Origin of the sequence: Pectobacterium sp. HCp5_1, from assembly GCF_032905925.1 — a bacterium.
Lineage (GTDB): Bacteria > Pseudomonadota > Gammaproteobacteria > Enterobacterales > Enterobacteriaceae > Pectobacterium > Pectobacterium brasiliense_A.
Genome location: NZ_JAUMIO010000002.1, coordinates 45,937 through 67,482, shown reverse-complemented (window position 1 = coordinate 67,482; position 21,546 = coordinate 45,937). Strand labels below are relative to the sequence as shown.

The following is a 21,546-nucleotide window of genomic DNA, read 5'->3' as shown; positions in this document are numbered from 1 at the left end:
GTCATGAGGTCGCTCCTTTATTACAGTGGGCCGTGCTTGCACGGCCTGAGTTGAGATAATAATTATATGTCACTGCTATGCAGGGTCGAGTGAGCCATTGCGACTTTTACGCTTATAGACCAGCGACGTCAGCACAATCGGAATGACGGTGGCAACCAGCGTGGCGATAGCGAAGATTCCCCAAAACTGTGGCTTGATGGAGAGGATGCCCGGCAATCCACCTACGCCGATGCCATTTGCCGTTACGCCGTACAGGCCGCAGATGAGCGCGGCAGCGGCGGAGCCGATCATGGCGCACAACATCGGGAAGCGATATTTCAGGTTGATACCGTACATGGCCGGTTCGGTCACGCCAAGAAAGGCGGAAATCGCGGCGGGAACAGAAATTTCACGTTCGTTGGCTTTTCTGCTCACGAGAATCACCCCGACAACGGCAGCCGCCTGAGCAATATTAGACAGCGCGATAAGCGGCCAAACTGGTGTGCCGCCCATACTTTGAATCATCTGCATATCAATCGCTAACGTCGTTTGGTGCACGCCCGTGATGACTAGCGGCGCATACAGGAAGCCAAACAGCGCTGCGCCAATCGGGGCAAAGCTGCCTGTCATCACCGCTTTAACGGCCCAGGCGACACCGTCACCAATCATTCGGCCAAACGGACCAATTAAGGTATGTGCCAGGAACACGGCCAGAATGAGCGAGGTTACGGGCACGACCACCAGATAGAGGTAATCCGGCACGATTTTTTTCAGCCGTGTCTCGATGATCGCCAGCGCCATCCCAGCCAGGACGGACGGAATGACCTGTGCCTGATAGCCTATCTTCTCAATCGTGAACCAGCCGAAATTCCACACTTCAGGCGTTTGTTGGCCGATGAGGTAGGCGTTCATTAGCTGCGGCGATACCAGCGTGATGCCCAGCACGATGCCGAGGATGGGCGTGCCGCCCATTTTGCGTACGGTTGACCAGCAGACCGCAACGGGGAGATAGAAGAAGATGGCTTCACCCAACAGCCAGAGGAAATCGTAGATGGTTTGCCAGGTTGGGTAGAGTTGTACCAGCGTTTGCCCGTCGCGCATCGGGATATCGCCAATGACGTTACGTGCACCGAGAATCAAGCCCCCGCTGATGAGCGCGGGAAGCAGCGGAAAAAAGATCTCGGCAAAGTGTGAAATACTGCGTTCAAACCAGCTCATGTTCTGGCGAGCGGCGACTTTGGCTTCTTCCTTATTCATCTCGCCTTTTCCCGTGGTGGCGAGCAGCGCCTTGTAATACTCATCCACATTGGTGCCGATCACGACCTGAAATTGTCCGGCGTTGGTAAAACATCCTTTAACAATACGTAGCTCTTCGATGTTCTTGGGATGGGCTTTGGACGAGTCGTGCAAGACGAAGCGGAGACGAGTGATGCAGTGTGTGACCGCCGCGATGTTCTCACGCCCGCCGACCAGTTCGATCAGACGGTCAATATCCTGTTGTTTCACTTTACTCATAGTCATGTCCTTTTTATCTTTTAGCGCAGACGTCGGGGACGCGAAGCAAGTACAGCTAGAGAAAAGCATAGTCTGTTAACGATGGTTTTGCCGTGAAAGGAAAATGCATTGAGCTGTTTTTAAAAGAGAATGTTCAGGCATGCGGCGTGCTGCACAAATCTGCGACGTGTGGGTAGACAAAAAGGAAAGGGGGATGAGCAGGGGGGCAGAGAGGCTGAAAAAACAAAAGCCGCCTGTAGGAGGCGGCTTTAGAGATTGTTTATATCACAATCAGAACGGGCTGATGATTGACCCAATACGTTCACAGTAACTGACATAAACATCTCCCATTCTTTTAAAGAATTTGCTGATTTTACGAAAAGTTTTCATTATCAGACTCCTCTAACGGGTTAGTTAAGTGTGATGTTCATCACGTTTTTAATGGTAGCGAAGATGAGATCGGATTTCAACATTTTTGTGATGTTAGTCACAAAAATATAACGACACGATAAATGAAACACGTCGTGGAGCGAAAGAACCTGATACGCAGCCGGAAGGTCAGCGCATCAGTTGATGGAAAGCATGTGAGGTCATATCAGGCGGGGTAGTGATAAATATTGTGATCGAACCACTGCTCGCCAATCTGCTCGGCGTCTTTCTCCGTGTGGTGAAAGCGGAAGCCAAGCCGTTGAGCGACAGCGTTGCTACGCGTGTTGGCGGTTGAGGCTCTGATGACGCAGCGCTCAACGAGGTTCGCATCGGTATAGGCGGCTATCAGTGTGCTGACAGCCTGAGAAACGATGCCTTTGCCTTCAAAGGCTTCGGCGATCCAATAGCCGATGACGCCTTCTTTATCCTGAATCGTGTTGAAGGAGACGATGCCAGCCAGCGCGTCGTCCCAGCGGATCATGTACACGGCGGCCGTTTTGTCGAAGAAGGCCTTTCTGTTGGCGCGAATGGTTTCACGCGTGTCATTGACGCTTTTGACGGAATCCGGCCAGGGTAAAGTACGCCGTAAGCGCACTTTTTCCTGCTGAATCAGGGTAAAGAGCGCATCGGCATCGCTCTCTTCTTGTATCGTTAGGCGCAGATGGGGCTGATGACGTAGCTCATACAGTTTGTCTGCAAATAACGGATCTACAACCGGCGTTTCCATAAAATCCCTCCCTTATCCCTGCAAGGTACCGTCAACGATCGTGACGCTGTGCCCGCCGATCCACGGTTCATCGTTCAGGTAAGTGACGGTAATCCGGCCATCGCAGTGCAGCATTGTACCCTGTCGCGCAAGGTAGCTGAGTGGCGCGGTGACGTTATTGATAGAATGCTGTTGGCGAAGCAGCGCCGCCAGACAGGCGTTGGCACTGCCGGTAACCGGATCTTCTTTGAGATGGCCACGTTCGATGTAGAACGCACGAACTTCATAATCGGCTGGCGTCGCATTATCGTGTGGACCATAGATGGCGATGCCGTTAGTCTGGCTGAGGTCTTGCACGGCTGAGAGCGCGTCTGCATCGGGTGTGATGTTCAGACAGGTGCCGGCGCTGTCGACGCGAACCACAAGCCAGCGAATGCCCATGTGCACCGCGGTGGGCGGGTAGCAGTTATCGATAGCAGCACTACCCAAACCAGTAATGCCCAGCGTTTTTTCCAGCAGTGGCGCATGCTCATCACCAAACGGAACCATGGTGGCCTGCGGCGCGTGAAAAGCCAGACTGCCGTCATCATTAATATTAATTGGCACTAAGCCAACGCCGCACTGTTGCACTAACTGACCTGGGGATTTAGAGCGCAATCCTTCTTCCAGCATGGCGTGTGCGGTGCCTAGGGTAGGGTGTCCGGCAAACGGCATTTCCGATTCTGGCGTAAAAATACGAACATGGTAATCCGCTAAAGGATCGGTGGCTGGCAGGACAAACGTGGTTTCTGACAGGTTTGTCCAGCGAGCGATCTCCTGCATTTGCGCATCGGTTAATCCCTTCGCCTCCATAATGACGGCAAGCGGATTGCCCTTGAAAGACTGCTGGGTGAAAACGTCGACCTGTTTGAAACGACGTACTATAGGCATCGCATTTCTCTCCTGTATGCGCTATCGCTTAAATATTACTCAAAACTAACCGCGATCCTATCGCGCGCTTGTGGCATAATGCGCGCCAAATCACATTCCGACTCGAGTATAAGTGCTGTGTTAAGTACCAACAATATCACCATGCAGTTCGGCAGCAAGCCGTTGTTTGAAAACATTTCCGTTAAATTTGGCGGCGGTAACCGTTACGGTTTGATTGGCGCAAATGGCTGCGGTAAATCTACATTCATGAAGATTCTCGGCGGCGATCTGGTGCCGAGCGGCGGTAACGTCTTCCTCGATCCTAATGAACGTCTGGGTAAACTGCGTCAGGATCAGTTCGCTTTTGAAAAATACAGCGTGCTGGATACCGTTATCATGGGCCACGGCGAGCTGTGGGCGGTAAAAGAAGAGCGCGACCGTATCTATTCATTGGCTGAAATGAGCGAAGCCGACGGCTACAAAGTTGCCGATCTGGAAGTGCAGTATGGTGAGATGGATGGCTACAGCGCAGAATCGCGTGCGGGCGAACTGTTGCTGGGCGTGGGAATTCCCGTTGAGCAGCACTATGGCTTGATGAGTGAGATTGCTCCCGGCTGGAAACTGCGTGTCCTGTTGGCGCAGGCGCTGTTTGCCGATCCCGATATCCTGCTGCTCGACGAACCGACCAACAACCTGGATATCGATACGATCCGTTGGTTGGAGCAAGTGCTGAACGAGCGTAACAGCACCATGATCATCATCTCGCATGACCGTCACTTCCTGAACATGGTTTGTACGCATATGGCGGATCTGGACTACGGCGAACTGCGTATTTACCCTGGCAACTATGATGAGTACATGACAGCAGCGACGCAGGCCCGTGAGCGTTTGCTGGCCGATAACGCCAAGAAGAAAGCGCAGATTTCCGAACTGCAATCGTTCGTCAGCCGCTTTAGCGCCAACGCCTCTAAATCCAAACAGGCGACATCGCGCGCACGCCAGATCGATAAAATCCAACTGGATGAAGTGAAAGCGTCCAGCCGTCAAAACCCGTTTATCCGTTTTGATCAGGATAAGAAACTGTTCCGTAATGCGCTGGAAGTTGAAGCGTTGAGCAAAGGTTTTGATAATGGCCCGCTGTTTAGCAAGCTGGGTCTGATGGTCGAAGTGGGTGAGAAAGTCGCTATTCTGGGTGCCAACGGTATCGGTAAATCGACATTGCTGAAAACGCTGGTCGGTGATGTTGAGCCGGATAGCGGTACGGTGAAATGGTCTGAAAACTCAAAAATTGGCTACTACGCGCAGGATCACGAATACGAATTCGATGAGACGCTGACCGTTTTTGACTGGATGAGCCAGTGGAAGCAGGAAAAAGACGACGAGCAAGCTGTGCGCAGCATACTCGGCCGTTTACTGTTCAGCCAGGATGATATCAAGAAGAAAGTGAAGGTGTTATCCGGTGGTGAAAAAGGCCGCATGCTGTTCGGTAAGCTGATGATGCAGCGTCCGAATATTCTGGTGATGGATGAACCAACCAACCACCTTGATATGGAATCCATTGAATCGCTGAATATGGCGCTGGAAATGTATGAAGGGACGCTGCTGTTCGTCTCTCATGACCGTGAATTTGTCAGCTCGTTGGCGACCCGTATTCTGGAAATTACGCCAAATAAAGTGATCGATTTCACCGGCAACTATGAAGATTACCTGCGCAGTCAGGGTATTCAGTAAGTGTGTGATACGGCCTCAATCATGAGGCCGTATTATTTTGGGGATGTATTCGTTTAGTCAGGATAGAAGCCGCGATTCAGCGCTTCAACCGCTTCGGCGACGCGCGGCCCCATTCCCAGTAAAATCGCCTGATCGAGCGCGACAATATGCTGGTTTTTCCAGGCTGCGGTTTGCGTTAAACCGGGTACAGCCGCCAGCGCCTCCATGCCGTTTGCCACACTTTGTGTCGTCACCACAACCACCTCAGGATTTGCCGCAACCATCGCCTCGCCGCCGTAAATACGATATTGGCTATGCGTGGCAATATTCTTTCCGCCTGCCAGCGCGATCAGGCTATCCACCACGGTGTTTTTCCCCGCGACCTGCGCCGCACTGCTGCCAACACTCAGCAAAAACACAACGCTGACGCGATCCTTCCGCGTTGCCAGCCGCTCTGATACCGCACTCAACTGCTGAGAGAGACGGGTCGCCAGCAGCTCGGCAGCCTCCGTGCGATTGAGCAGCGCACCAGCCTGACGAATATTGCTAAGCAACTGCGCTGGCGTGCTGGGCGTGCGGGTAAAACGCGCCACTGTTACACCAGCCTGCTCAAGCTGATTAAGCACCTGTGGCGGGTTGGCATCCTGCCAGGTCATCAACAGCGTTGGGTGCAGTGACAAAATGCCTTCGCTCGTCAACTGTTGCCAGTTGCTGACCTTTGGCAGCGTTGCCGTTTGTGGCGGATAGGTGGTGGTCTGATCCACACCGACCACCGTATCGCCTGCGTCGAGCGCATAAACGATTTCCACCAGCGAGCCACCGGCAATCACCACGCGCGGCTCGGCCGCGCAGGTGAAGGAAGACAGCCCGAAGAGCATTAACGCGATTATCGCCTTCATCATCATGATGCTTAGAAGGAGAACGCCGCGCCAATCGCGGTGCTGAATCCGGATGCAGGAATACTTTCATGCGCGGTGGTATAGCGCTTATCCAGCAGGTTATTCAGCGCCAGCGTGACCTGGTATTGATTCTCGCTACCGAAGGTGCTGGTAAATTCCAGATTAGCCGTTGCCCAACCGCTGTGCTGGATGGCGGTATCTGCCGTTTCATCCTTCGCACGTGAGGCTGCCCGGAGGTAGAGATCCGACTCCAGCTCCATACGTTCGAACAGCATGATGTTTTTGACCCCGACGCGGCCAGTAAAGGTGGGTTCACCGGTGCGATAGGTGCTGCGAGTTGGCAATTCCAGCTCACGGCGGATGATGTTGCCGTTAACGTAAGGAGACAGCGTCCAGCCGAGGTATTCCGCATACATTTCCATCCCGTACGTAGTCGCACGGTTGGCGTTGGCGTAGTAGCGGCTGCTGCTGTCCGTACTGCCGGAACAGACGGCGTTACCGGCGCAGTTCAGCGTGGTGATGTAGTCTTTGGCGCGTGAATGGTAGATCGCGCTGTCCAGCAGCCAGCTATCATCTTTATAGCGCATGCCGACTTCATAGTTATCCGATTTTTCCGCTTTCAGATTGGCGTTGCCGTAAGTGGTGCTCCCACCGGCCGCCGTGTCGTAAAACTTATGCGTCAGGGTAGGGTAGACATAACCTTGCGCAAAGGAGGCGCGCAGCTGGATATTGTCAAAGCCGGAATAGCGCAGGCTGCTGGCGGTGACTAATGTACTGTCGTGAGTTCGTTCACTGGTGTTTTGGCTGTTGAGCGAGGTCGTACCGTTTGCGCCCGTGAACGTAGGAAAGCCGGATAAGGTCAGATTTCCGCGTTGTGATCCCCCATAGGAGAACGATTCGACCCAATATTGACGTGCTCCGACCGTCCAGCTCCAGTCTGGTGTTAGTTTCCACTCGTCCTGCGCAAATAACGCCCAGCTAGTTTGCTGCCAATGTGCGTCAGAAGTAGATTGGGGGCTGATATTGACGTTGTAATTGGTACCCATAACATTAATGCGGCTCGCTACATTCACATTAGAGTAAGCGTTTTGTTTCACATCATCTTGTGACCACTGCCCACCGATTATTAACAAATGTTGGTCAAACGGTTCCAGATCGGCTTGTAAGGTCATACCGCGGGTGACTTGTTTGTCATCTGTGCCGGTTTTGAGCGTCATTGATGCATTGGTCAGCGTTCTACCCATTGTGGTATAGGTCATACCGCTCTGCGACAGATCGTTACGGAATTCGCGTTTGATATTTTGCTGGTAGGCATCCAGATGCAGGTTTTTCAGCACATCACCGCCGATCTGCCAGTCATAAAACAGGCCGACCTTCTTTCTTTCCAGTTCAGGAATGCGCACGCTAAAGCTGTCGTATTCATCCGAGTCGGTGTAGGTCTGCGTGCTGAGCTTGAAACTGTCTAGCGACAGGCCGAATTTATGATCGCCAAGACGATACCCGAGCCAGGCGGACTGCCCGCTGTTGCGGAAATGAGTATCCGGCAGGCGGCCATCCGGCGTGCTGCGGTTGCCCTGATCGCTATAGCTGCCGCTGAGGCGATAGTCAAAATTACCGATAGAGCCGTAGGCTAAACCCGATTCCTGCCAGCCTGCGGTCGCGCTGTCATAAACGGTTTTGATTTTGCCGCTCAGCGGTTTGTCTCCGCCTTTGCGGGTAATAAAGTTGATCACGCCGCCGATAGCCTGCGAACCATATAATACCGAATGCGGGCCTTTCACGACTTCAATGCGTTCAATATAAGAAGGATCGATTAATAATCCGAGGCTGTAATTGGGTCCGGCGCGTTGATAGGTGACTTCCTGTCCGTCAATTAACACTAATACGCGTGAGGCTTCTTCGCCGCGAATACGTATTTGTTTCCGGCCGGCTAATGCGGTATCGGTAATATCGACGCCGGGAATATCACGCAGTGCTTCAGCAATAGAATCACCCGTATATTTATTCAGCTTTTCATTATCGATAACCTGCATCGTGACCGGGCTTTCCCATAAATTCTGTTCCGTTCTCCCTGCACTAATAACGGTTATTTCATCGCTGTTTGTGGTCGAATGATTTGTAGATAAATCGTTTGGAGCGGCATTAATTGCGCCGCTATAAATAGCAGGCAGCATAAAGATAGCCCAGTGTGTGGCCTTTTTATTCATGGCTTTTTCTCTGAAAAGTTAATGATTATCATTAACGTTATCATTTGGGCGAGAGCGGCGATAATTAAATTTGAATGAATATTAAAAAATGTGACTGCAATCTCATTTATTATTAAATAAGGACTTGCAATATTTTATTGGTTTTTAAGTTAACGAATTTTAATGTAGTGATTTTTGTTTTCATTTATTTAACATTTAAAACAGGCTCAGTGGATTAATACTATGAAAATCATAAGAAATAACCGTATTTATTTATATCTGCAATTTTAACCAAAATAAGCAAATCGGTTAATTTAAAGAGAAAATGACGCGAAAAGAATAATCCGCCTTCTTTCTGCTTGTTAGGCCGGTTGCCAAATAAAAATAATTATCATTTAATTTATTTTATTGATTATTTGGGGGCCGTTAATGAACATCGATTTGACGCCGTATTATGCCGAGCCCGGTGAGCAGCCTTTTGGCGCCCGACGTATGGCAATGCCTTGGCGCAACCATGTGCCGCTTTCACCAGAACAGATTCCTGCCGGTTGGCAGACGCTGAAGCAGCAGACAGCGCCTGCGCGTAAACGCCTGCTCTACCTGCACATTCCTTTCTGCGCCACGCACTGCACGTTCTGCGGTTTTTATCAAAACAAACTGCGTGATGACAGCACGGCGACCTATACCCGTTATCTGTTGCAGGAATTGGCGATGGAAGCGGACAGCCCGCTGCATCAGTCTGCGCCGATTCATGCGGTGTACTTTGGTGGGGGGACGCCGACGGCGCTGGCGGCCGATGAGCTGTCGCAGATCATTCGCGCGATCCGTACTTCTCTGCCGCTGGCACCGGACTGTGAAATCACAGTAGAAGGGCGGGCGATGGATTTTGACGATGAGCGAATCGATGCCTGTCTGGATGCCGGAGCGAACCGCTTCTCCATCGGAATTCAGACGTTCGATACCCGTATTCGTCAGCGTATGGCGCGTACGTCGGATAAGCAGCAGTCAATTCGCTTCCTTGAGCGCCTGTGCGAGCGGGACCGAGCTGCCGTAGTGTGCGATCTGATGTTCGGTCTACCAGAGCAAACGCCGGAAATCTGGCGCGAAGATTTGGCTATCGTCAGCGATTTACCGTTAGACGGCGTCGATCTGTATGCGCTGAATCTGTTACCAACCACGCCGTTGGCGAAGGCAGCTGAAAACCAGCGTGTTGCGCTGCCTGATGTGGTTGCCCGTCGTGATTTTTACCGGACCGGCGCGGCGTTTTTGGCCGATGCTGGCTGGCACCAGCTTAGCAACAGCCACTGGGCGCGCACTACGCGTGAACGTAACCTGTATAACCTGCTGATTAAACAAGGCGCGGACTGTCTGGCAATGGGCAGTGGTGCGGGCGGCAATATAAACGGGCAAGCCTACATGATGGAACGCAGCCTGGAGCGCTACTACCAGCAGCTCGATCAGGGGCAAAAACCGATCATGATGATGACGCCAGCCAGTCCGACCGGGCCGTGGCAACATCAGCTTCAGGCGGGCATTGAGGTTGGTCGTATCAAGCTGCCTCAACTGACCCGACATGCCCGTGAACTTCAGCCGTTGCTTAGCCAATGGCATCAGGCCGGGTTGACCTGTGACGATTCCACCTGCCTGCGCCTGACCAACGATGGCCGCTTCTGGGCGAATAACCTGATGCAGGCATTACAACAAATTATCCCCCAGCTTAATGCCGAAGAGCATGCGCACTAACCGGAGACGCAGACATGACGATGACACTGAATGAATTACTGGCAACCAACCCTGATGGCACGCTGGAAGAGATTGCCGGAAAATATAATACCTCGCTGTTTGCTGTCGTTGAGGCCTTGCCTGCGGCGCAGCGTACGCTGGCGGCGAGCGATCGTTTCGATCACGTCTGGGACACGATTGCGACCTGGGGTGAAGTGACGCTAATCAGCCACACGGCGGACGCGATTCTGGAATTCAAGAGCGAGCTGCCAACCGGTACACATCGCCACGGTTACTTTAACCTGCGTGGCAAAAATGGCCTGAGCGGACATATCCGCGCAACGAGCTGTCAGCACATTGCGTTTATTGAACGTAAATTCATGGGGATGGACACAGCGTCCGTGGTGTTCTTTAATGCCAGCGGTGCAGCGATGTTTAAAATTTTCCTTGGACGAGACAGCCACCGCCAGCTGTTGAGCGCTCAGGTTGAGGCGTTCCGTGCGCTGGCGAGTGAATTACAACCGGAGCAGGTATGACGTGGTTACTTTTCGGCGCAGGCAATGGAGTCGGCGCCTGCTTATTACAGCGCGCTATTGAGTGCGAGCAGGCGGTCGTACTCGTATTACGTAATCCTGAACAGGCCAAACACTGGCGTGAGCAGGGAATGACGGTAGTAGAAGGCGATGCCTGCGAGCCGGAAACGGTCGCGGAAGCCTGTCGTGTGGCGGGGCCTTCTGCCATTGTGGTATCGACAATGGGCGGCGGCACGGTAAATTATCAGGGTCATCGCACGGTGATCGATGGTGCCGAACAGGCAGGCCTCAAGCGTATGCTGCTGGTGACGTCACTGGGCTGCGGCGATAGCTGGCCGCTGTTGTCGCCACGCGCCAGAGCTGCGTTTGGCTTCGCGGTACGTGAGAAATCTCTGGCAGAAAGCTGGTTGCAAAGCAGTACGTTGGATCACTGTATTGTTCGTCCCGGCGGTCTGCTGGACGTGGTTGCGACGCACAATGCAAAACTGACGCAGGGTGCTGCTACGCTGGGGTTGGTGTCACGCTGGGATGTCGCGCTGGCGGTTGATCAACTGTTGCAGCAACCCGTGTTTGGCAATCACATCTACAATCTGATCGATCCCGATCTCACGATGCCCGCCATTCCGTAATCTCCGCCATTCTGTCACCGAGGTTGCCGGGGTAATCCATCCCGGCATCCGACAAACTGTTATAGTTAATCTGTCGAAAACTGTATCTGTTATCTCTCATGGGGCTATGTTCTAATCGATGCCAGCAGTGTTGTATTCCTCAAGCACGATGGTGATGACGATGGATGAAGTAAAACGCCTTCTTACCGAAGAGATCGAACGCATTAACCGGGAAGAAAAACGCGACAATAAAATACGTTTCAGCCGTAAATTCATGCAGTCTCACCCTTATTTGTTTACCGCGATGCTGGTGAGCTACGTGCCGGTCGCGCTCATCCTCTTTTATGCCTCTTATTTTGGTTTACCGTATCTGATCGGTTTTACCGTTTTCCTGCTGGTGATGACGCTGGCGCTCTCGGTAGATATCAACCCGACCTATCGCTTTGAAGACATTGATACGTTGGATCTCCGTGTTTGTTATAACGGCGAGTGGTTTACGGTCCGCCACGTATCACAGGACACGCAGGATAAGCTGCTACGCAACGAGCAGGTACCATCAACCGTGAAAGCAGGGATAGAGCAAATTCGACGTACGAAAGGTGACGTTGATTTCTACGATGTTTTCTCGCTAGCCTACCGTCAACAGTCTTCCCGTTAGCAGACTCTTTCTGCCCTCAAACCGCCCCATTTCACGATGATAAAATAATGCGCAGGTTTTTTTCCCCATGCGCAGATTTTCATGATGGCTGGTTTTCATTGAGTCACAGTGCTACGTTCGTTATAAGCAGTGAGCGCCGCATTCTTGTGGTTTTTCAGACGAATGGTTTTTCAAATTTGTGATTTTCAAATACGGGCAGAACAGGACGATGAGCGAAAAGGTATTGCTGGTGATTCAGTTGGGTCAACCGCCGGAAGGCATTGCGTCTCAGGTTGGGCAACAGGGGAAATGGTTTACCGATGTGGTGCAGGGAAACACGCTGCCGGTGCAGGTGGTCCGTCCCGATCGTGGCGAGTCGCTGCCACCGTTCGATACGCTGGCTGCGGTGGTGATCTCCGGCTCGTGGTCGATGGTCACCGATCGACTGGACTGGAGCGAATATACCGCAGGCTGGCTGCGTGAAGCGTATTACGCGGATGTTCCGCTGCTGGGCGTGTGCTATGGGCACCAACTGCTCGCCGATGCGCTGGGCGGTAAAGTGGGGGATAACCCGAACGGCAAGGAAGTGGGCGTTCAGGTTGTGACAACCCATGAAGCCGCAGCGCAAGACATCTTACTGCGTGATTATCCGCCGCAGTTTGGTGCTTATCTGACCCATCAGCAATCCGTGCTGGAACCGCCGGAAGGTGCACAGGTGCTGGCAAGTTCAGAGATGGACGGCTGCCAGATTATCCGCTACAGCGATAAAGTCCTGACCGTGCAATTTCACCCAGAATTCAGCGCGGACATCATGCTGACGTGCTTGCGTTATAATGAAGCGGCGCTACGACAGGGCGGCTGGGATGTCGATCGAATGATGGATATTCCGCAGGAGCCCGTCTGGGCGCGCAAGATTCTGCTGGATTTTGTACAACGCTACGCGGCGAAATAGTCCTCGCACATAGTCCTCGCACATAGTCCTCGAACAGCGCGTTGTGCTCGATAAAGCATCCTTCTCGATCATGACCTGTCGGTGATGTTCGAGCTAAAAATAATGACAGACTCACCCACCGAAACTGTAGCGCTATGGCAAAGTTTGAACAGCTCGCTCACCAGATCCGTGAGCAGCTTCAGGAAGGGATCTGGCAGCCGGGCGACAAACTGCCCTCGCTGCGGGAAAAATCACTGCATTCGGGTATGAGCCTGATGACCGTGCTGCACGCCTATCAGCTGCTGGAAAGTCAGGGGCTGATTGTGTCGCGTCCACAGTCGGGTTATTACGCGGCACCAAAGCTGTCCACGCTACCAGCAGACAGCCTGCATTCGCCCGTGGGGCAGGAGCGCGTTCAACTGACCGAAGACGTAGACGTCAACGCGTTCATTTTTGATGTGCTTCAGGCCAGCAAAGATCCGGCGGTCATGCCGTTCGGATCGGCGTTTCCCGATCCACAGCTCTTTCCACAGCGTCAGTTGACACGCTCGCTGGCCTCGGTGGCGCGTCATATGCAGCCACACAGCGCGCTGGATAACTTGCCGCCGGGTAATGAAAGCCTGAGGAAGAACATTGCTCAGCGCTACGCGTTGCAGGGGATTGCCGTCTCTCCCGATGAGATTGTGATTACGGCGGGCGCGATGGAGTCCCTTAATCTCAGCCTTCAGGCGCTGACGGAACCGGGCGATTATGTGGTGATCGAATCTCCCGCTTTTTATGGCGCGCTACAGGCGATCGAACGCCTCAAACTCAAAGCGATTGCGATTGCAACCGATCCACAGCAGGGCATCGATCTTGATGCGTTGCAGCAGGCGCTGAACGACTATCCGATCAAAGCCTGCTGGCTGATGACCAATTTTCATAACCCGCTCGGCTGCACGCTGTCCTGGGAGAAGAAACAGCGGCTGGTGGTGATGCTGGAAAAACATGGTGTCGGGCTGGTAGAGGATGACGTCTACAGCGAGCTTTATACGGGCCTGCAACGTCCGTTGCCCGCAAAAGCGTTGGATAAAAAAGGCTCGATTCTGCACTGCTCCTCGTTTTCTAAAAATCTGGTGGCGGGGTTCCGCATCGGCTGGGTGGCGGCCGGAAGCTATGCGGGCAGCATTCAGCGTTTACAGCTGATGAGTACCTTATCAACCAGTGCACCTATGCAACTGGCGATTGCGGATTATCTGGCGACCAGCAGCTATGACAGCCACCTGCGTCGCCTGCGACGAGCGCTGGAACAGCGTAAACACGCGGCGTTACAGTCGCTACGACGACACCTCCCGGGCGATGTCCTCATTAATCATTCGCAAGGTGGTTATTTTCTCTGGCTGGAGTTGCCTGAAGGTGTCAGCAGCACGGAGCTATACCGCCGCGCGCTGGAACGAGGCGTCAGTATTGCGCCGGGGAAAATGTTCACGACCGGTGACAAATACGATCGTTATTTCCGCTTCAACGCCTCCTATGAATGGGACGAGCGCTGTGAACAAAGCGTGATCGTATTGGCAGCGCTGATTCGATCGCAGATAAGCGAGCGTCTGGCGTGATCACCCCTTTAGAGGTGTGGAGATGTTTGCCGCTTTTCTGCTACTGTTTCCGTCATGGCGGAAGGTGACTGAATGGATGGCGAAAAACAGCCATAACCTTGCCGGAAATCAGAAAGTCGCCAGGCACGGTGCGTATAATCTCTGTTAAAGGTGAGCTATACCCGCTATCTTTTCGGACCGCGCTGGCGGCCTTCCTGCACCCCGAAATCTATCGGATAGACAACGTAAACAACAGGAAAAATCCCCCTGATGAGTATTCGCATTGTTCCTCAGGAACAGTTAGAACAGAACGAAAAATCGATGCCGGAAGGGAATATTCCTCCGTTGCTTTTTGCCAATCTGAAAAGCCTGTACAGCAGCCGCGCGGAGCGTCTGCGTCAGTTAGCTGAAGATCACCCGCTGGGGGACTATCTCACTTTCGCCGCAGGCGTGGTGGAAGCCCAGCAGAAGGTATTGCACGATCATCCGTTGAAGCTTGACCTGAGTGACGTGCTGAAACAGTCCGGCGATCGTCCGCCGCTTGATATCACGGTGTTCCCGCGTGATGCGCACTGGCACACGCTGCTGCGTGCGCTGATCGAAGAATTAAAGCCAGATGCTAGCGGACAGGTATTATCTACGCTGGAGAATCTGGAAAAAGCCTCAGAGCAGGAACTGGAAGAACAGGCAACGGCGCTGCTGCAACACGAGTTTCGTGCCGAGAGCAATGATAAAGCCCCGTTCATCTGGGCGGCGCTGTCGCTGTTCTGGGCGCAGATGGCAAGCCAACTGCCCGGTAAAGCGCGTGCCGTACCCGGCGAACATCGCCAGTTCTGCCCCGTGTGCGGCAGTATTCCGGTCTCGGGCGTGGTGCAGTTAGGTACGTCCAGCGGGCTGCGTTATCTGCACTGTAATCTGTGCGAAAGCGAATGGCACATGGTGCGGGTGAAATGCAGCAACTGTGAAGAATCGAGCGAGCTGAATTACTGGTCGCTGGATAGCGAAAACTCCGCCATCAAAGCGGAAAGCTGTGGCCACTGTGGCACGTATCTGAAGCTGCTATATCAGGAAAAAGATCACCGTGTAGAAGCCGTCGCCGACGATCTGGCGTCGTTGGTGCTGGATGTGAAAATGGAGGAAGAAGGTTTTTCTCGCAGTAGCATCAACCCGTTCCTGTTCCCGGAAAGTTCGATCGAATAATCCGTCTAATCGGTGAGGCGCGTTTGGGCTTCACCGCCTTTCTTTTCAGAAAACCTTTCTTTTCAGAAAAAACTACAGAAAATTGGGGCTTACCACACGCCGCTGAAATGCAGCAGCAAGACCAGCGCGGTGAGCACAATTGACGCTGACGTGAGCACGATCAGCCCGTGGCTGGCGCGTGATAGCACCGGTTGGCAACGGGCGTTAAAGCGGTAGCGCAGAATCGCCAGCACCGACATCAACGCAGAAACACACAAGAGCAGAATGGCGCAGGCAAACACCACTCGGCTGTCATTCACCATGCTTAGACGAAAACACAGCAAGCTATTTATCAACATCACAAACAGGGTGCGTGTCCAGGCCATGCCGGTTCGCTGTGGCTGTAACCCCGGATCGCGTGTCGTGTCCATGCGCTACCCGAACAGAATCATGGCGGCAAGCGCGATGGCAATGAGAGTGATAAACAGCGTCACGATCAGCAGCATTGGCGTATACGGCATGTCGCTTTCCTGACGCATCGCTTTCTCATTACTAACCCAGCGACGATACGCCAACGCACCGAGTAGTGCCGCGCTAACGACCAGCAACAGCGACAGCCCCTGACGCAACAGCGGATCGATGTGCACGGTAAATTGGTCGATACCCACCGCGCCGGCAAGAAACGCCAGCGCAGTGCGGATCCACGCCAGAAAGGTGCGCTCATTCGCTAGTGAAAAACGGTAGTCCGGGGTTTTCCCCTGACTCCACCACGGTGTTTTGTCCTGTCTGGGTGTTGTCATGTTGTCGTCTGATTTCAGGTTGAATGTTGTTTAACGCGCTCTTTAATCAACAGCGCTTTGATTGAGATGCTCTGGCTGGAAAAGTCTTTAAAGTTCTGTTTGGTGAGCTCGGTGCAGAGAAACTCGATCATGAAAAGCTGCGAAACACGGGTGCCGATAGAATCCCCCTGATAGCGTTCACTTTCGCCACAGGTTAACAGCACATAATTTCCTAAACTCGTGAGCGGCGAGTGTGTGCTGTGGGTTATTGCAAGCCGTGTGGCGCCTGCTTTTTCCGCGAGTTTAAAGGCATTCACCACTTCCGGGGTTTCGCCAGAGTGTGAAAACGCGACAACAAGATCGTCAGGCTTCAAATTCGCCAGTTTTAACGTCATTGAGAATCGGTCGGTAAAGGCATCGGAATCAATGCCGATACGGTTCATCTTGTCACGCGCTTCCAGTGCCGCAAGGCCAGATGCGCCGAAGCCGATAAACATCACGCGACGCGCCGAGATAAACAGACTGACTATCTGATTGATCGTCTGCATATCAATCAGATCGATGGTTTCCTTGACGGCTCTGTCTACCGTGAGGGCAATTTTCTGTGCGACATCGTGACGCGTATCATTCATCAGGATATCGGGAGTGGCGGGCAATGACAGATCGCTGTCATCAAACAACTCACGATTCAGCGCGCTTTTCAGTTCCAGCAGACCGGTATAGCCGATATGTTTGCAGAACCGGACGATGGTTGCTTCACTCACGCCAATCTCCACTGCCAATTTCTTGACCGGCAATTGGGCAACCATGCTGGGGTTTTGCAGCACGTAATTGGCGATAGTCTGGTTCGTGTCGCTGAGGCCATGCAAGATATTCGCGATATACGTTCGAACTTTTTCTTTATTGATGCTCATGGGGGATTCCTGCGTCGCCATCGTACACAGAGCGTGCTGATTCTGAATCAGGCCTGTCGTACCGCTGCTGAATATTCCCCGCATTTTACCTTGCTCTTCCTTTTTCGTCTGCGTTGACGGTGAAGTTAAAGCCACATTCAAAGCGTTCTCCCGATTGTAGCGCCACAATACCCCGCTTGTGCCGCAATTCGCCTGTGACATCGGGCGCGTCTGTCGTCCCAAAAAGCGGCTCAATACAGAGTAAATCGGCACCCGGCTCTGACCAGAGTGCGAGCCAAGGGTGCATATCGGTACAGAGTTGGATCAGGCTAGTCCCTGAAGGCGAAACAACGTCGATGGTCTGCTGCTCCGCATGGCTGAAATAGAGTGCGCCGTTGGCAAATGTCTCGGACGTTAACGGCAGCACGTCAGCAATAGGAGCGGGGTCCGCGTCGTTCACGATCAGTGTTCTCTGGTGGGTAGGCCACGGACCGCGGCAGCGCGCAGATGAAAAGCGGACGTGCCAACCGGGCTCCTGGCCAATTGGAATAGCAAATCCGGGATGTGAGCCCAGCGAAAACCACAGCGTATTGTCATCGGTATTGACCAGCCGATAGCGAACCACCACACGCCTGTCGTGCAGTTCATAATGGACATCAAGCTGCCAGCGAAATGGCCACATGGCGAGCGTTTCTGACGTGTCATGGCAGCGGAGGTGTAGCGCTTCCTGACACTGTTCTACCACCGTAAACCGCTGGTGCCGCAAAAAACCATGAGCAGGTAACGGCCAGTGTTTACCGTAATGATAAATTCCCTGATGAACGAGTTGCCCGACAACAGGAAAAAGCAGCGGGGCGGTACTCTGCCAGCCCGTATCGCCGGGCTGCCAGAGCCATTCCCGCTGAGCATCCGTCAGGCTACGCATTTCCGCGCCGTTGGGATGCACTTGCAGCGTCAGCTGCGTATTACTCAGCGTTAATGTGTTCATCGTTTCCCTGTCAATCAATCCGCAAGAGCAGGCGCGCCTGATACACCAATTCCGACTGTGCTGCCGGAGAAAATGCCGCCGCAATCATCAGGAAAATATCGCTTTCGCGCAGCATAGATGTCTGAGGAATCGATTGCAGCATCGCGGTGAGCGAGAGATTGGCCGCTTTTCCTGCATTAATCAGCAGGCTCAATGCTTCATAAACGCCGCGGTGTTCGCAACTGACATCCAGCCCAGCCAGTTCAGGATAGTGCTCATAGCGTGCCCGATCCTGCTGTTCCCGATCGGCACTTAGCGCATCGAGGCTGAAACGGGAATAGAGTTCAGGCGGAGCGTCATTTTCCCTGAATAGTGCGGCAATCTTCTGGGCATAGGCCATCGCCCGCTGTGGATCCTGCAACGCCTCTTTCTGCCGAGGATCATCAGCGACATTGAATAACTTGTCGCCATAGCGATAGGCGTTGAGGTAGCCAAAGGTGGCTGGGATCTTCATGACCTGCGCACCTTGGGTGAAATCAAATCCGGGGTGCAGTGTCATATGCCGGAAATCACCGAGCGCAAACGGGCTGTCGATGCGCGTGGGCATTAAGGTGTATTCGAACAGATCCGTCTTGTCGTTTTGTCGCGGACCGCGCATGTAGACGTACTCACCGTCGGTGATATTCACGTGCCCGCCAAAGTACCCGTACAGCGCGCTGTCACGGATGGGCGTATCGTTTTCAATCGCCGGACGTAGCGGCCTGCCGTGCATGGTGGGCGGCAGCGGTACGTTGAAATAATCGAGCAGCGTGGCAGGAATATCGATGGTTTGTGCCAATGCCTGCCGCCGTTCTCCCTGAATTCCGCTACGAGGATCGCGTATGAAGAAGGGCGTGTTGGCGATTTCGTTATACACCGGCATGATATTTTTGCCCCACCACTGGTGCTCGCCCAGCAAAAATCCATGATCGGTACACACGATAAACAGGGTGTCGTCCCACAGCCCGTTTGCCTTGAGGTTGTCCATCACCTTACCAAGATAATCGTCACACATCGTGACCAGCGCCTGATAAAACGTCTTCACCTTCTCGGCATGCTCAGGGCTTTCCGTCGCGCAGTAGTAGGGTGTCCAGCCGTTGAAGTCTTCCGCTTTACAACCGTACATGTCCAGATACTTTTCAGGCACGAAGAAGGGTTCATGGGGATCGAAGCATTCAATCTGCAAGAACCAGTTATCGTCGTCTTTGTTGTTGTTGATGAAGTCCAGCCCGGCCTGAATTGTGCGCTCGGTGTAGTGCTCTTTTTGGGTCGGCATCGCGGCGCGGTTGATGAAATCCTGCGTAATGCGCTTGGTTCGCCGCTGGCGCGTGTTTTCATCCTCCATGCCCTGATAGTGGATGGCGGGTTTGGCGACTTTGCCTTGCCAGCAGTCGCCTTCTTGCCCACGAATAAATTCAAAGGTGGAGTAGCGGGTATGGTAGGTTGCCCCACCATCACGCCAGTAATGTTTGTGGTCGGTCACCATATGAGTGTGGATGCCGTGCTTGTCCAGCGCCTGCGGCATGGAGAAATCAAACGGTTCCAGCGGCCCCCAACTGCGGTGCAGGAAGTTATATCGACCGGTATGAAGCTCGCGCCGTGCCGGCATGCAGGGCATGCTGCCGACATAAAAGTTATCGAACTGCACCGACTCCTGCGCCAAACGGGCAAAGTTAGGCGTAATGGCGTCACCGCCATAGGGCGAGAGGTGGTTACGGGTCAGCGTATCGAACATCAACATGACAGCTTTCATTTTCTTATCCTTGCTAACCGTTAAACGGCCATTAATTCTTCAACTTCGTTCTTAATCAGCGTGACATGTGGGCCATATACCACCTGAACGCCTTGCCCGCGAATAAACGTCCCACGGCTGCCTAACGCTTTAAAATCATCGGTTTTCACCTTTGTGGGATCGCTAACGGTAATGCGCAGTCGGGTGGCGCAGCAGTCCACGTCAATGATGTTGCCTTTCCCGCCCAGCGCGGCAATGATGCCCTGAGCGCGCTCGGTTCCGGCAAGCGTCGGTGTTTCGCTGTCGGTGGTAGACTCATCTTCACGACCAGGCGTTTTCAACTGGCGTAACTGAATCAGGAAGCGGAATGAGCAGTAGTAAAGGGTAAACATCACGGCACCCAGCGGCAGCATCAACACCCAGTTGGTTTTGGCATTGCCTTGCAAGACGCCGAACAGCAGGAAATCGATCAGTCCGCCGGAGAAGGTTTGTCCGACAGTAATTTCGAGGACGTGCGCCAGCATGAACGCTACGCCGGTCAAGACGATATGCACCAGGTACAGCAGCGGTGCACAGAACATAAAGGCGAATTCCAGCGGTTCGGTAATGCCGGTTACGAATGCGGTCAGCGCGGCGGAAAGCAACAGTCCGGCGACTTTGCCTCGGTTCTCCGGCTTGGCGCAGTGGTAGATCGCCAGTGCGGCACCGGGTAAACCAAACATAAAGTCAGCAAAGCGGCCTGCCATGAAACGGGAAACGCCGATGTAATATTGCGTCACGCTGGGATCGGCCAGTTGCGCAAAGAAGATTTTTTGTGTTCCCTGCACCAGCGTACCGTTCACCATTTGTTCTCCACCGATACTGGTCATCCAGAACGGTAAATAGAAAATATGGTGCAGGCCGAATGGGATAAGGCATTTAAGAATCATGCCGTAGAACATCGTGCCGATATACCCGGTCTTTTCTACCAGCCCACCCAGGTGGGAAATACCGCTCTGGATCGGCGGCCAAACGTAAAAGAGCAACACGCCAAGAAACAGTGCAGCAAATGACGCCACGATCGGAACAAAGCGAGAACCGCTGAAGAATGCCAGCAGTTCGGGTAGCGCGATCTTGTTATAGCGCCCGTGTAACCATGCGGTGAGCAGGCCGCTAAGAATGCCACCAAGGACGCCAGTCTGAAGCGTCGTAATACCAAGAATAACGGCTTGTCCATGCACGGCCAGATTATCTGTCGCCAGCGTGTTTGTGATCACCAACATGGCATTAATGGCCTTGTTCATGACCAGAAAAGACAACACAGAAGCGAGCCCTGCGGTTCCTCTATCGGTGTTGGTCATACCCACTGCAATCCCGACGGCAAACAGCAGTGGCAGGTTATCAAACACGGCGCTGCCACACAGTTTCATCAATGTGAAAATGGCCTGCAAGACAGCATTATCAAGGAACGCGTAAGTTCCGATAGTGATTGGGTTGGAAAACACACCGCCTATACCCAGCAGTAAACCCGCAGCAGGTAAGACGGCGATAGGTAACATAAACGATTTACCCAACTTTTGTGCGCCGGAGAAGAAACTGTTCATGAGAGAACCCCTGGTGTTGTGCATTGTTCTAAGAAATAATAATTTCATTGATTTATT

General features: G+C 53.1%; 19 protein-coding genes. 8 read left to right on the top strand and 11 right to left on the bottom strand.

Features of this window, described 5'->3' with window-relative positions; genetic code table 11:
• Positions 1 to 75: 75 nt before the first annotated feature.
• The 3 genes from treB to Q3A88_RS01810 all read right to left on the bottom strand — a co-directional run bounded on the left by treB (position 76) and on the right by Q3A88_RS01810 (position 3,538).
• Positions 76 to 1,494: a PTS trehalose transporter subunit IIBC gene (gene treB, locus Q3A88_RS01820; protein ID WP_317177306.1), complete on the bottom strand. Its 1,419-nt coding sequence runs from the start codon at positions 1,492 to 1,494 to the stop codon at positions 76 to 78.
• Between the two features lie 574 nt (positions 1,495 to 2,068).
• Complete coding sequence (locus Q3A88_RS01815) at positions 2,069 to 2,629, bottom strand: GNAT family N-acetyltransferase (RefSeq protein WP_317177305.1); 561 nt, start codon at positions 2,627 to 2,629, stop codon at positions 2,069 to 2,071.
• Between the two features lie 12 nt (positions 2,630 to 2,641).
• Complete coding sequence (locus tag Q3A88_RS01810; RefSeq protein ID WP_317177304.1) at positions 2,642 to 3,538, bottom strand: PhzF family phenazine biosynthesis protein; 897 nt, start codon at positions 3,536 to 3,538, stop codon at positions 2,642 to 2,644.
• A gap of 117 nt (positions 3,539 to 3,655) precedes the next feature.
• On the opposite strand from Q3A88_RS01810, the gene Q3A88_RS01805 reads away from it, so the two are divergent.
• Positions 3,656 to 5,248 carry an ABC-F family ATPase gene (locus Q3A88_RS01805; RefSeq protein ID WP_072014120.1) on the top strand — a complete coding sequence of 531 codons (1,593 nt, stop codon included), beginning with the start codon at positions 3,656 to 3,658 and terminating at the stop codon, positions 5,246 to 5,248.
• A 53-nt stretch (positions 5,249 to 5,301) separates the two neighbouring features.
• Here the strand turns inward: Q3A88_RS01805 and Q3A88_RS01800 are convergent, their stop codons facing one another.
• Both Q3A88_RS01800 and Q3A88_RS01795 read right to left on the bottom strand, forming a co-directional pair.
• Positions 5,302 to 6,126: an ABC transporter substrate-binding protein gene (locus Q3A88_RS01800; protein ID WP_205536994.1), complete on the bottom strand. Its 825-nt coding sequence runs from the start codon at positions 6,124 to 6,126 to the stop codon at positions 5,302 to 5,304.
• 11 nt (positions 6,127 to 6,137) lie between these two features.
• Positions 6,138 to 8,333: a TonB-dependent receptor gene (locus tag Q3A88_RS01795; protein WP_317177303.1), complete on the bottom strand. Its 2,196-nt coding sequence runs from the start codon at positions 8,331 to 8,333 to the stop codon at positions 6,138 to 6,140.
• 408 nt (positions 8,334 to 8,741) lie between these two features.
• Between Q3A88_RS01795 and hutW the strand changes: the two genes are divergently transcribed.
• The 7 genes from hutW to fdhE all read left to right on the top strand — a co-directional run bounded on the left by hutW (position 8,742) and on the right by fdhE (position 15,517).
• A complete protein-coding gene (hutW, locus tag Q3A88_RS01790) occupies positions 8,742 to 10,055 on the top strand; it encodes a heme anaerobic degradation radical SAM methyltransferase ChuW/HutW (protein WP_317177302.1) in 1,314 nt (437 codons plus the stop codon).
• A 14-nt stretch (positions 10,056 to 10,069) separates the two neighbouring features.
• Positions 10,070 to 10,570 (top strand): heme utilization cystosolic carrier protein HutX, encoded by a 501-nt coding sequence (gene hutX, locus Q3A88_RS01785; protein ID WP_317177301.1) that lies wholly within the window; start codon positions 10,070 to 10,072, stop codon positions 10,568 to 10,570.
• Complete coding sequence (locus tag Q3A88_RS01780) at positions 10,567 to 11,196, top strand: NAD(P)H-binding protein (RefSeq protein WP_094371161.1); 630 nt, start codon at positions 10,567 to 10,569, stop codon at positions 11,194 to 11,196. The genes hutX and Q3A88_RS01780 overlap by 4 nt, the downstream gene beginning before the upstream one ends.
• Before the next feature lie 160 nt (positions 11,197 to 11,356).
• On the top strand, positions 11,357 to 11,833 hold the full coding sequence (locus tag Q3A88_RS01775) for a YlaC family protein (RefSeq protein ID WP_317177300.1): 477 nt from the start codon (positions 11,357 to 11,359) through the stop codon (positions 11,831 to 11,833).
• 208 nt (positions 11,834 to 12,041) lie between these two features.
• Entirely contained in the window at positions 12,042 to 12,764 is a 723-nt protein-coding gene (locus Q3A88_RS01770; protein WP_317177299.1) for a glutamine amidotransferase, read from the top strand.
• Positions 12,765 to 12,898: 134 nt separating this feature from the next.
• Positions 12,899 to 14,338, top strand: coding sequence for a PLP-dependent aminotransferase family protein (locus Q3A88_RS01765; RefSeq protein ID WP_233989426.1), 1,440 nt, complete (start codon positions 12,899 to 12,901; stop codon positions 14,336 to 14,338).
• A 249-nt stretch (positions 14,339 to 14,587) separates the two neighbouring features.
• The gene (fdhE, locus tag Q3A88_RS01760) at positions 14,588 to 15,517 is read left to right on the top strand and encodes a formate dehydrogenase accessory protein FdhE (RefSeq protein WP_317177298.1); all 930 of its coding nucleotides are present in this window, start codon (positions 14,588 to 14,590) and stop codon (positions 15,515 to 15,517) included.
• An 89-nt stretch (positions 15,518 to 15,606) separates the two neighbouring features.
• On the opposite strand, the gene Q3A88_RS01755 is transcribed toward fdhE, so the two are convergent.
• Genes Q3A88_RS01755 through Q3A88_RS01730 form a run of 6 tightly spaced genes read right to left on the bottom strand, consistent with a single transcriptional unit; the run spans position 15,607 to position 21,489 of the window.
• The gene (locus Q3A88_RS01755; RefSeq protein WP_317177297.1) at positions 15,607 to 15,927 is read right to left on the bottom strand and encodes a DUF202 domain-containing protein; all 321 of its coding nucleotides are present in this window, start codon (positions 15,925 to 15,927) and stop codon (positions 15,607 to 15,609) included.
• A gap of 3 nt (positions 15,928 to 15,930) precedes the next feature.
• Entirely contained in the window at positions 15,931 to 16,296 is a 366-nt protein-coding gene (locus tag Q3A88_RS01750) for a YidH family protein (RefSeq protein ID WP_014916006.1), read from the bottom strand.
• A gap of 14 nt (positions 16,297 to 16,310) precedes the next feature.
• The gene (locus Q3A88_RS01745) at positions 16,311 to 17,324 is read right to left on the bottom strand and encodes a MurR/RpiR family transcriptional regulator (protein ID WP_317177296.1); all 1,014 of its coding nucleotides are present in this window, start codon (positions 17,322 to 17,324) and stop codon (positions 16,311 to 16,313) included.
• Positions 17,275 to 18,156 carry an aldose epimerase gene (locus Q3A88_RS01740; RefSeq protein ID WP_317177295.1) on the bottom strand — a complete coding sequence of 294 codons (882 nt, stop codon included), beginning with the start codon at positions 18,154 to 18,156 and terminating at the stop codon, positions 17,275 to 17,277. The genes Q3A88_RS01745 and Q3A88_RS01740 overlap by 50 nt, the downstream gene beginning before the upstream one ends.
• Positions 18,157 to 18,166: 10 nt before the next feature.
• The gene (locus Q3A88_RS01735) at positions 18,167 to 19,927 is read right to left on the bottom strand and encodes a sulfatase (RefSeq protein ID WP_317177294.1); all 1,761 of its coding nucleotides are present in this window, start codon (positions 19,925 to 19,927) and stop codon (positions 18,167 to 18,169) included.
• Positions 19,928 to 19,947: 20 nt separating this feature from the next.
• On the bottom strand, positions 19,948 to 21,489 hold the full coding sequence (locus Q3A88_RS01730; protein WP_110162216.1) for a PTS transporter subunit EIIC: 1,542 nt from the start codon (positions 21,487 to 21,489) through the stop codon (positions 19,948 to 19,950).
• Positions 21,490 to 21,546: the final 57 nt, after the last annotated feature.

Excerpts from the sequence above, each read along its gene's own strand:
- treB (WP_317177306.1), bottom strand. The coding sequence starts at position 1,494 with ATGAGTAAAGTGAAACAACAGGATATTGACCGTCTGATCGAACTGGTC.
- Q3A88_RS01815 (WP_317177305.1), bottom strand. The coding sequence starts at position 2,629 with ATGGAAACGCCGGTTGTAGATCCGTTATTTGCAGACAAACTGTATGAG.
- Q3A88_RS01810 (WP_317177304.1), bottom strand. The coding sequence starts at position 3,538 with ATGCCTATAGTACGTCGTTTCAAACAGGTCGACGTTTTCACCCAGCAG.
- Q3A88_RS01800 (WP_205536994.1), bottom strand. The coding sequence starts at position 6,126 with ATGAAGGCGATAATCGCGTTAATGCTCTTCGGGCTGTCTTCCTTCACC.
- Q3A88_RS01795 (WP_317177303.1), bottom strand. The coding sequence starts at position 8,333 with ATGAATAAAAAGGCCACACACTGGGCTATCTTTATGCTGCCTGCTATT.
- hutW (WP_317177302.1), top strand. The coding sequence starts at position 8,742 with ATGAACATCGATTTGACGCCGTATTATGCCGAGCCCGGTGAGCAGCCT.
- hutX (WP_317177301.1), top strand. The coding sequence starts at position 10,070 with ATGACGATGACACTGAATGAATTACTGGCAACCAACCCTGATGGCACG.
- Q3A88_RS01780 (WP_094371161.1), top strand. The coding sequence starts at position 10,567 with ATGACGTGGTTACTTTTCGGCGCAGGCAATGGAGTCGGCGCCTGCTTA.
- Q3A88_RS01775 (WP_317177300.1), top strand. The coding sequence starts at position 11,357 with ATGGATGAAGTAAAACGCCTTCTTACCGAAGAGATCGAACGCATTAAC.
- Q3A88_RS01770 (WP_317177299.1), top strand. The coding sequence starts at position 12,042 with ATGAGCGAAAAGGTATTGCTGGTGATTCAGTTGGGTCAACCGCCGGAA.
- Q3A88_RS01765 (WP_233989426.1), top strand. The coding sequence starts at position 12,899 with ATGGCAAAGTTTGAACAGCTCGCTCACCAGATCCGTGAGCAGCTTCAG.
- fdhE (WP_317177298.1), top strand. The coding sequence starts at position 14,588 with ATGAGTATTCGCATTGTTCCTCAGGAACAGTTAGAACAGAACGAAAAA.
- Q3A88_RS01755 (WP_317177297.1), bottom strand. The coding sequence starts at position 15,927 with ATGGACACGACACGCGATCCGGGGTTACAGCCACAGCGAACCGGCATG.
- Q3A88_RS01750 (WP_014916006.1), bottom strand. The coding sequence starts at position 16,296 with ATGACAACACCCAGACAGGACAAAACACCGTGGTGGAGTCAGGGGAAA.
- Q3A88_RS01740 (WP_317177295.1), bottom strand. The coding sequence starts at position 18,156 with ATGAACACATTAACGCTGAGTAATACGCAGCTGACGCTGCAAGTGCAT.
- Q3A88_RS01735 (WP_317177294.1), bottom strand. The coding sequence starts at position 19,927 with ATGAAAGCTGTCATGTTGATGTTCGATACGCTGACCCGTAACCACCTC.
- Q3A88_RS01730 (WP_110162216.1), bottom strand. The coding sequence starts at position 21,489 with ATGAACAGTTTCTTCTCCGGCGCACAAAAGTTGGGTAAATCGTTTATG.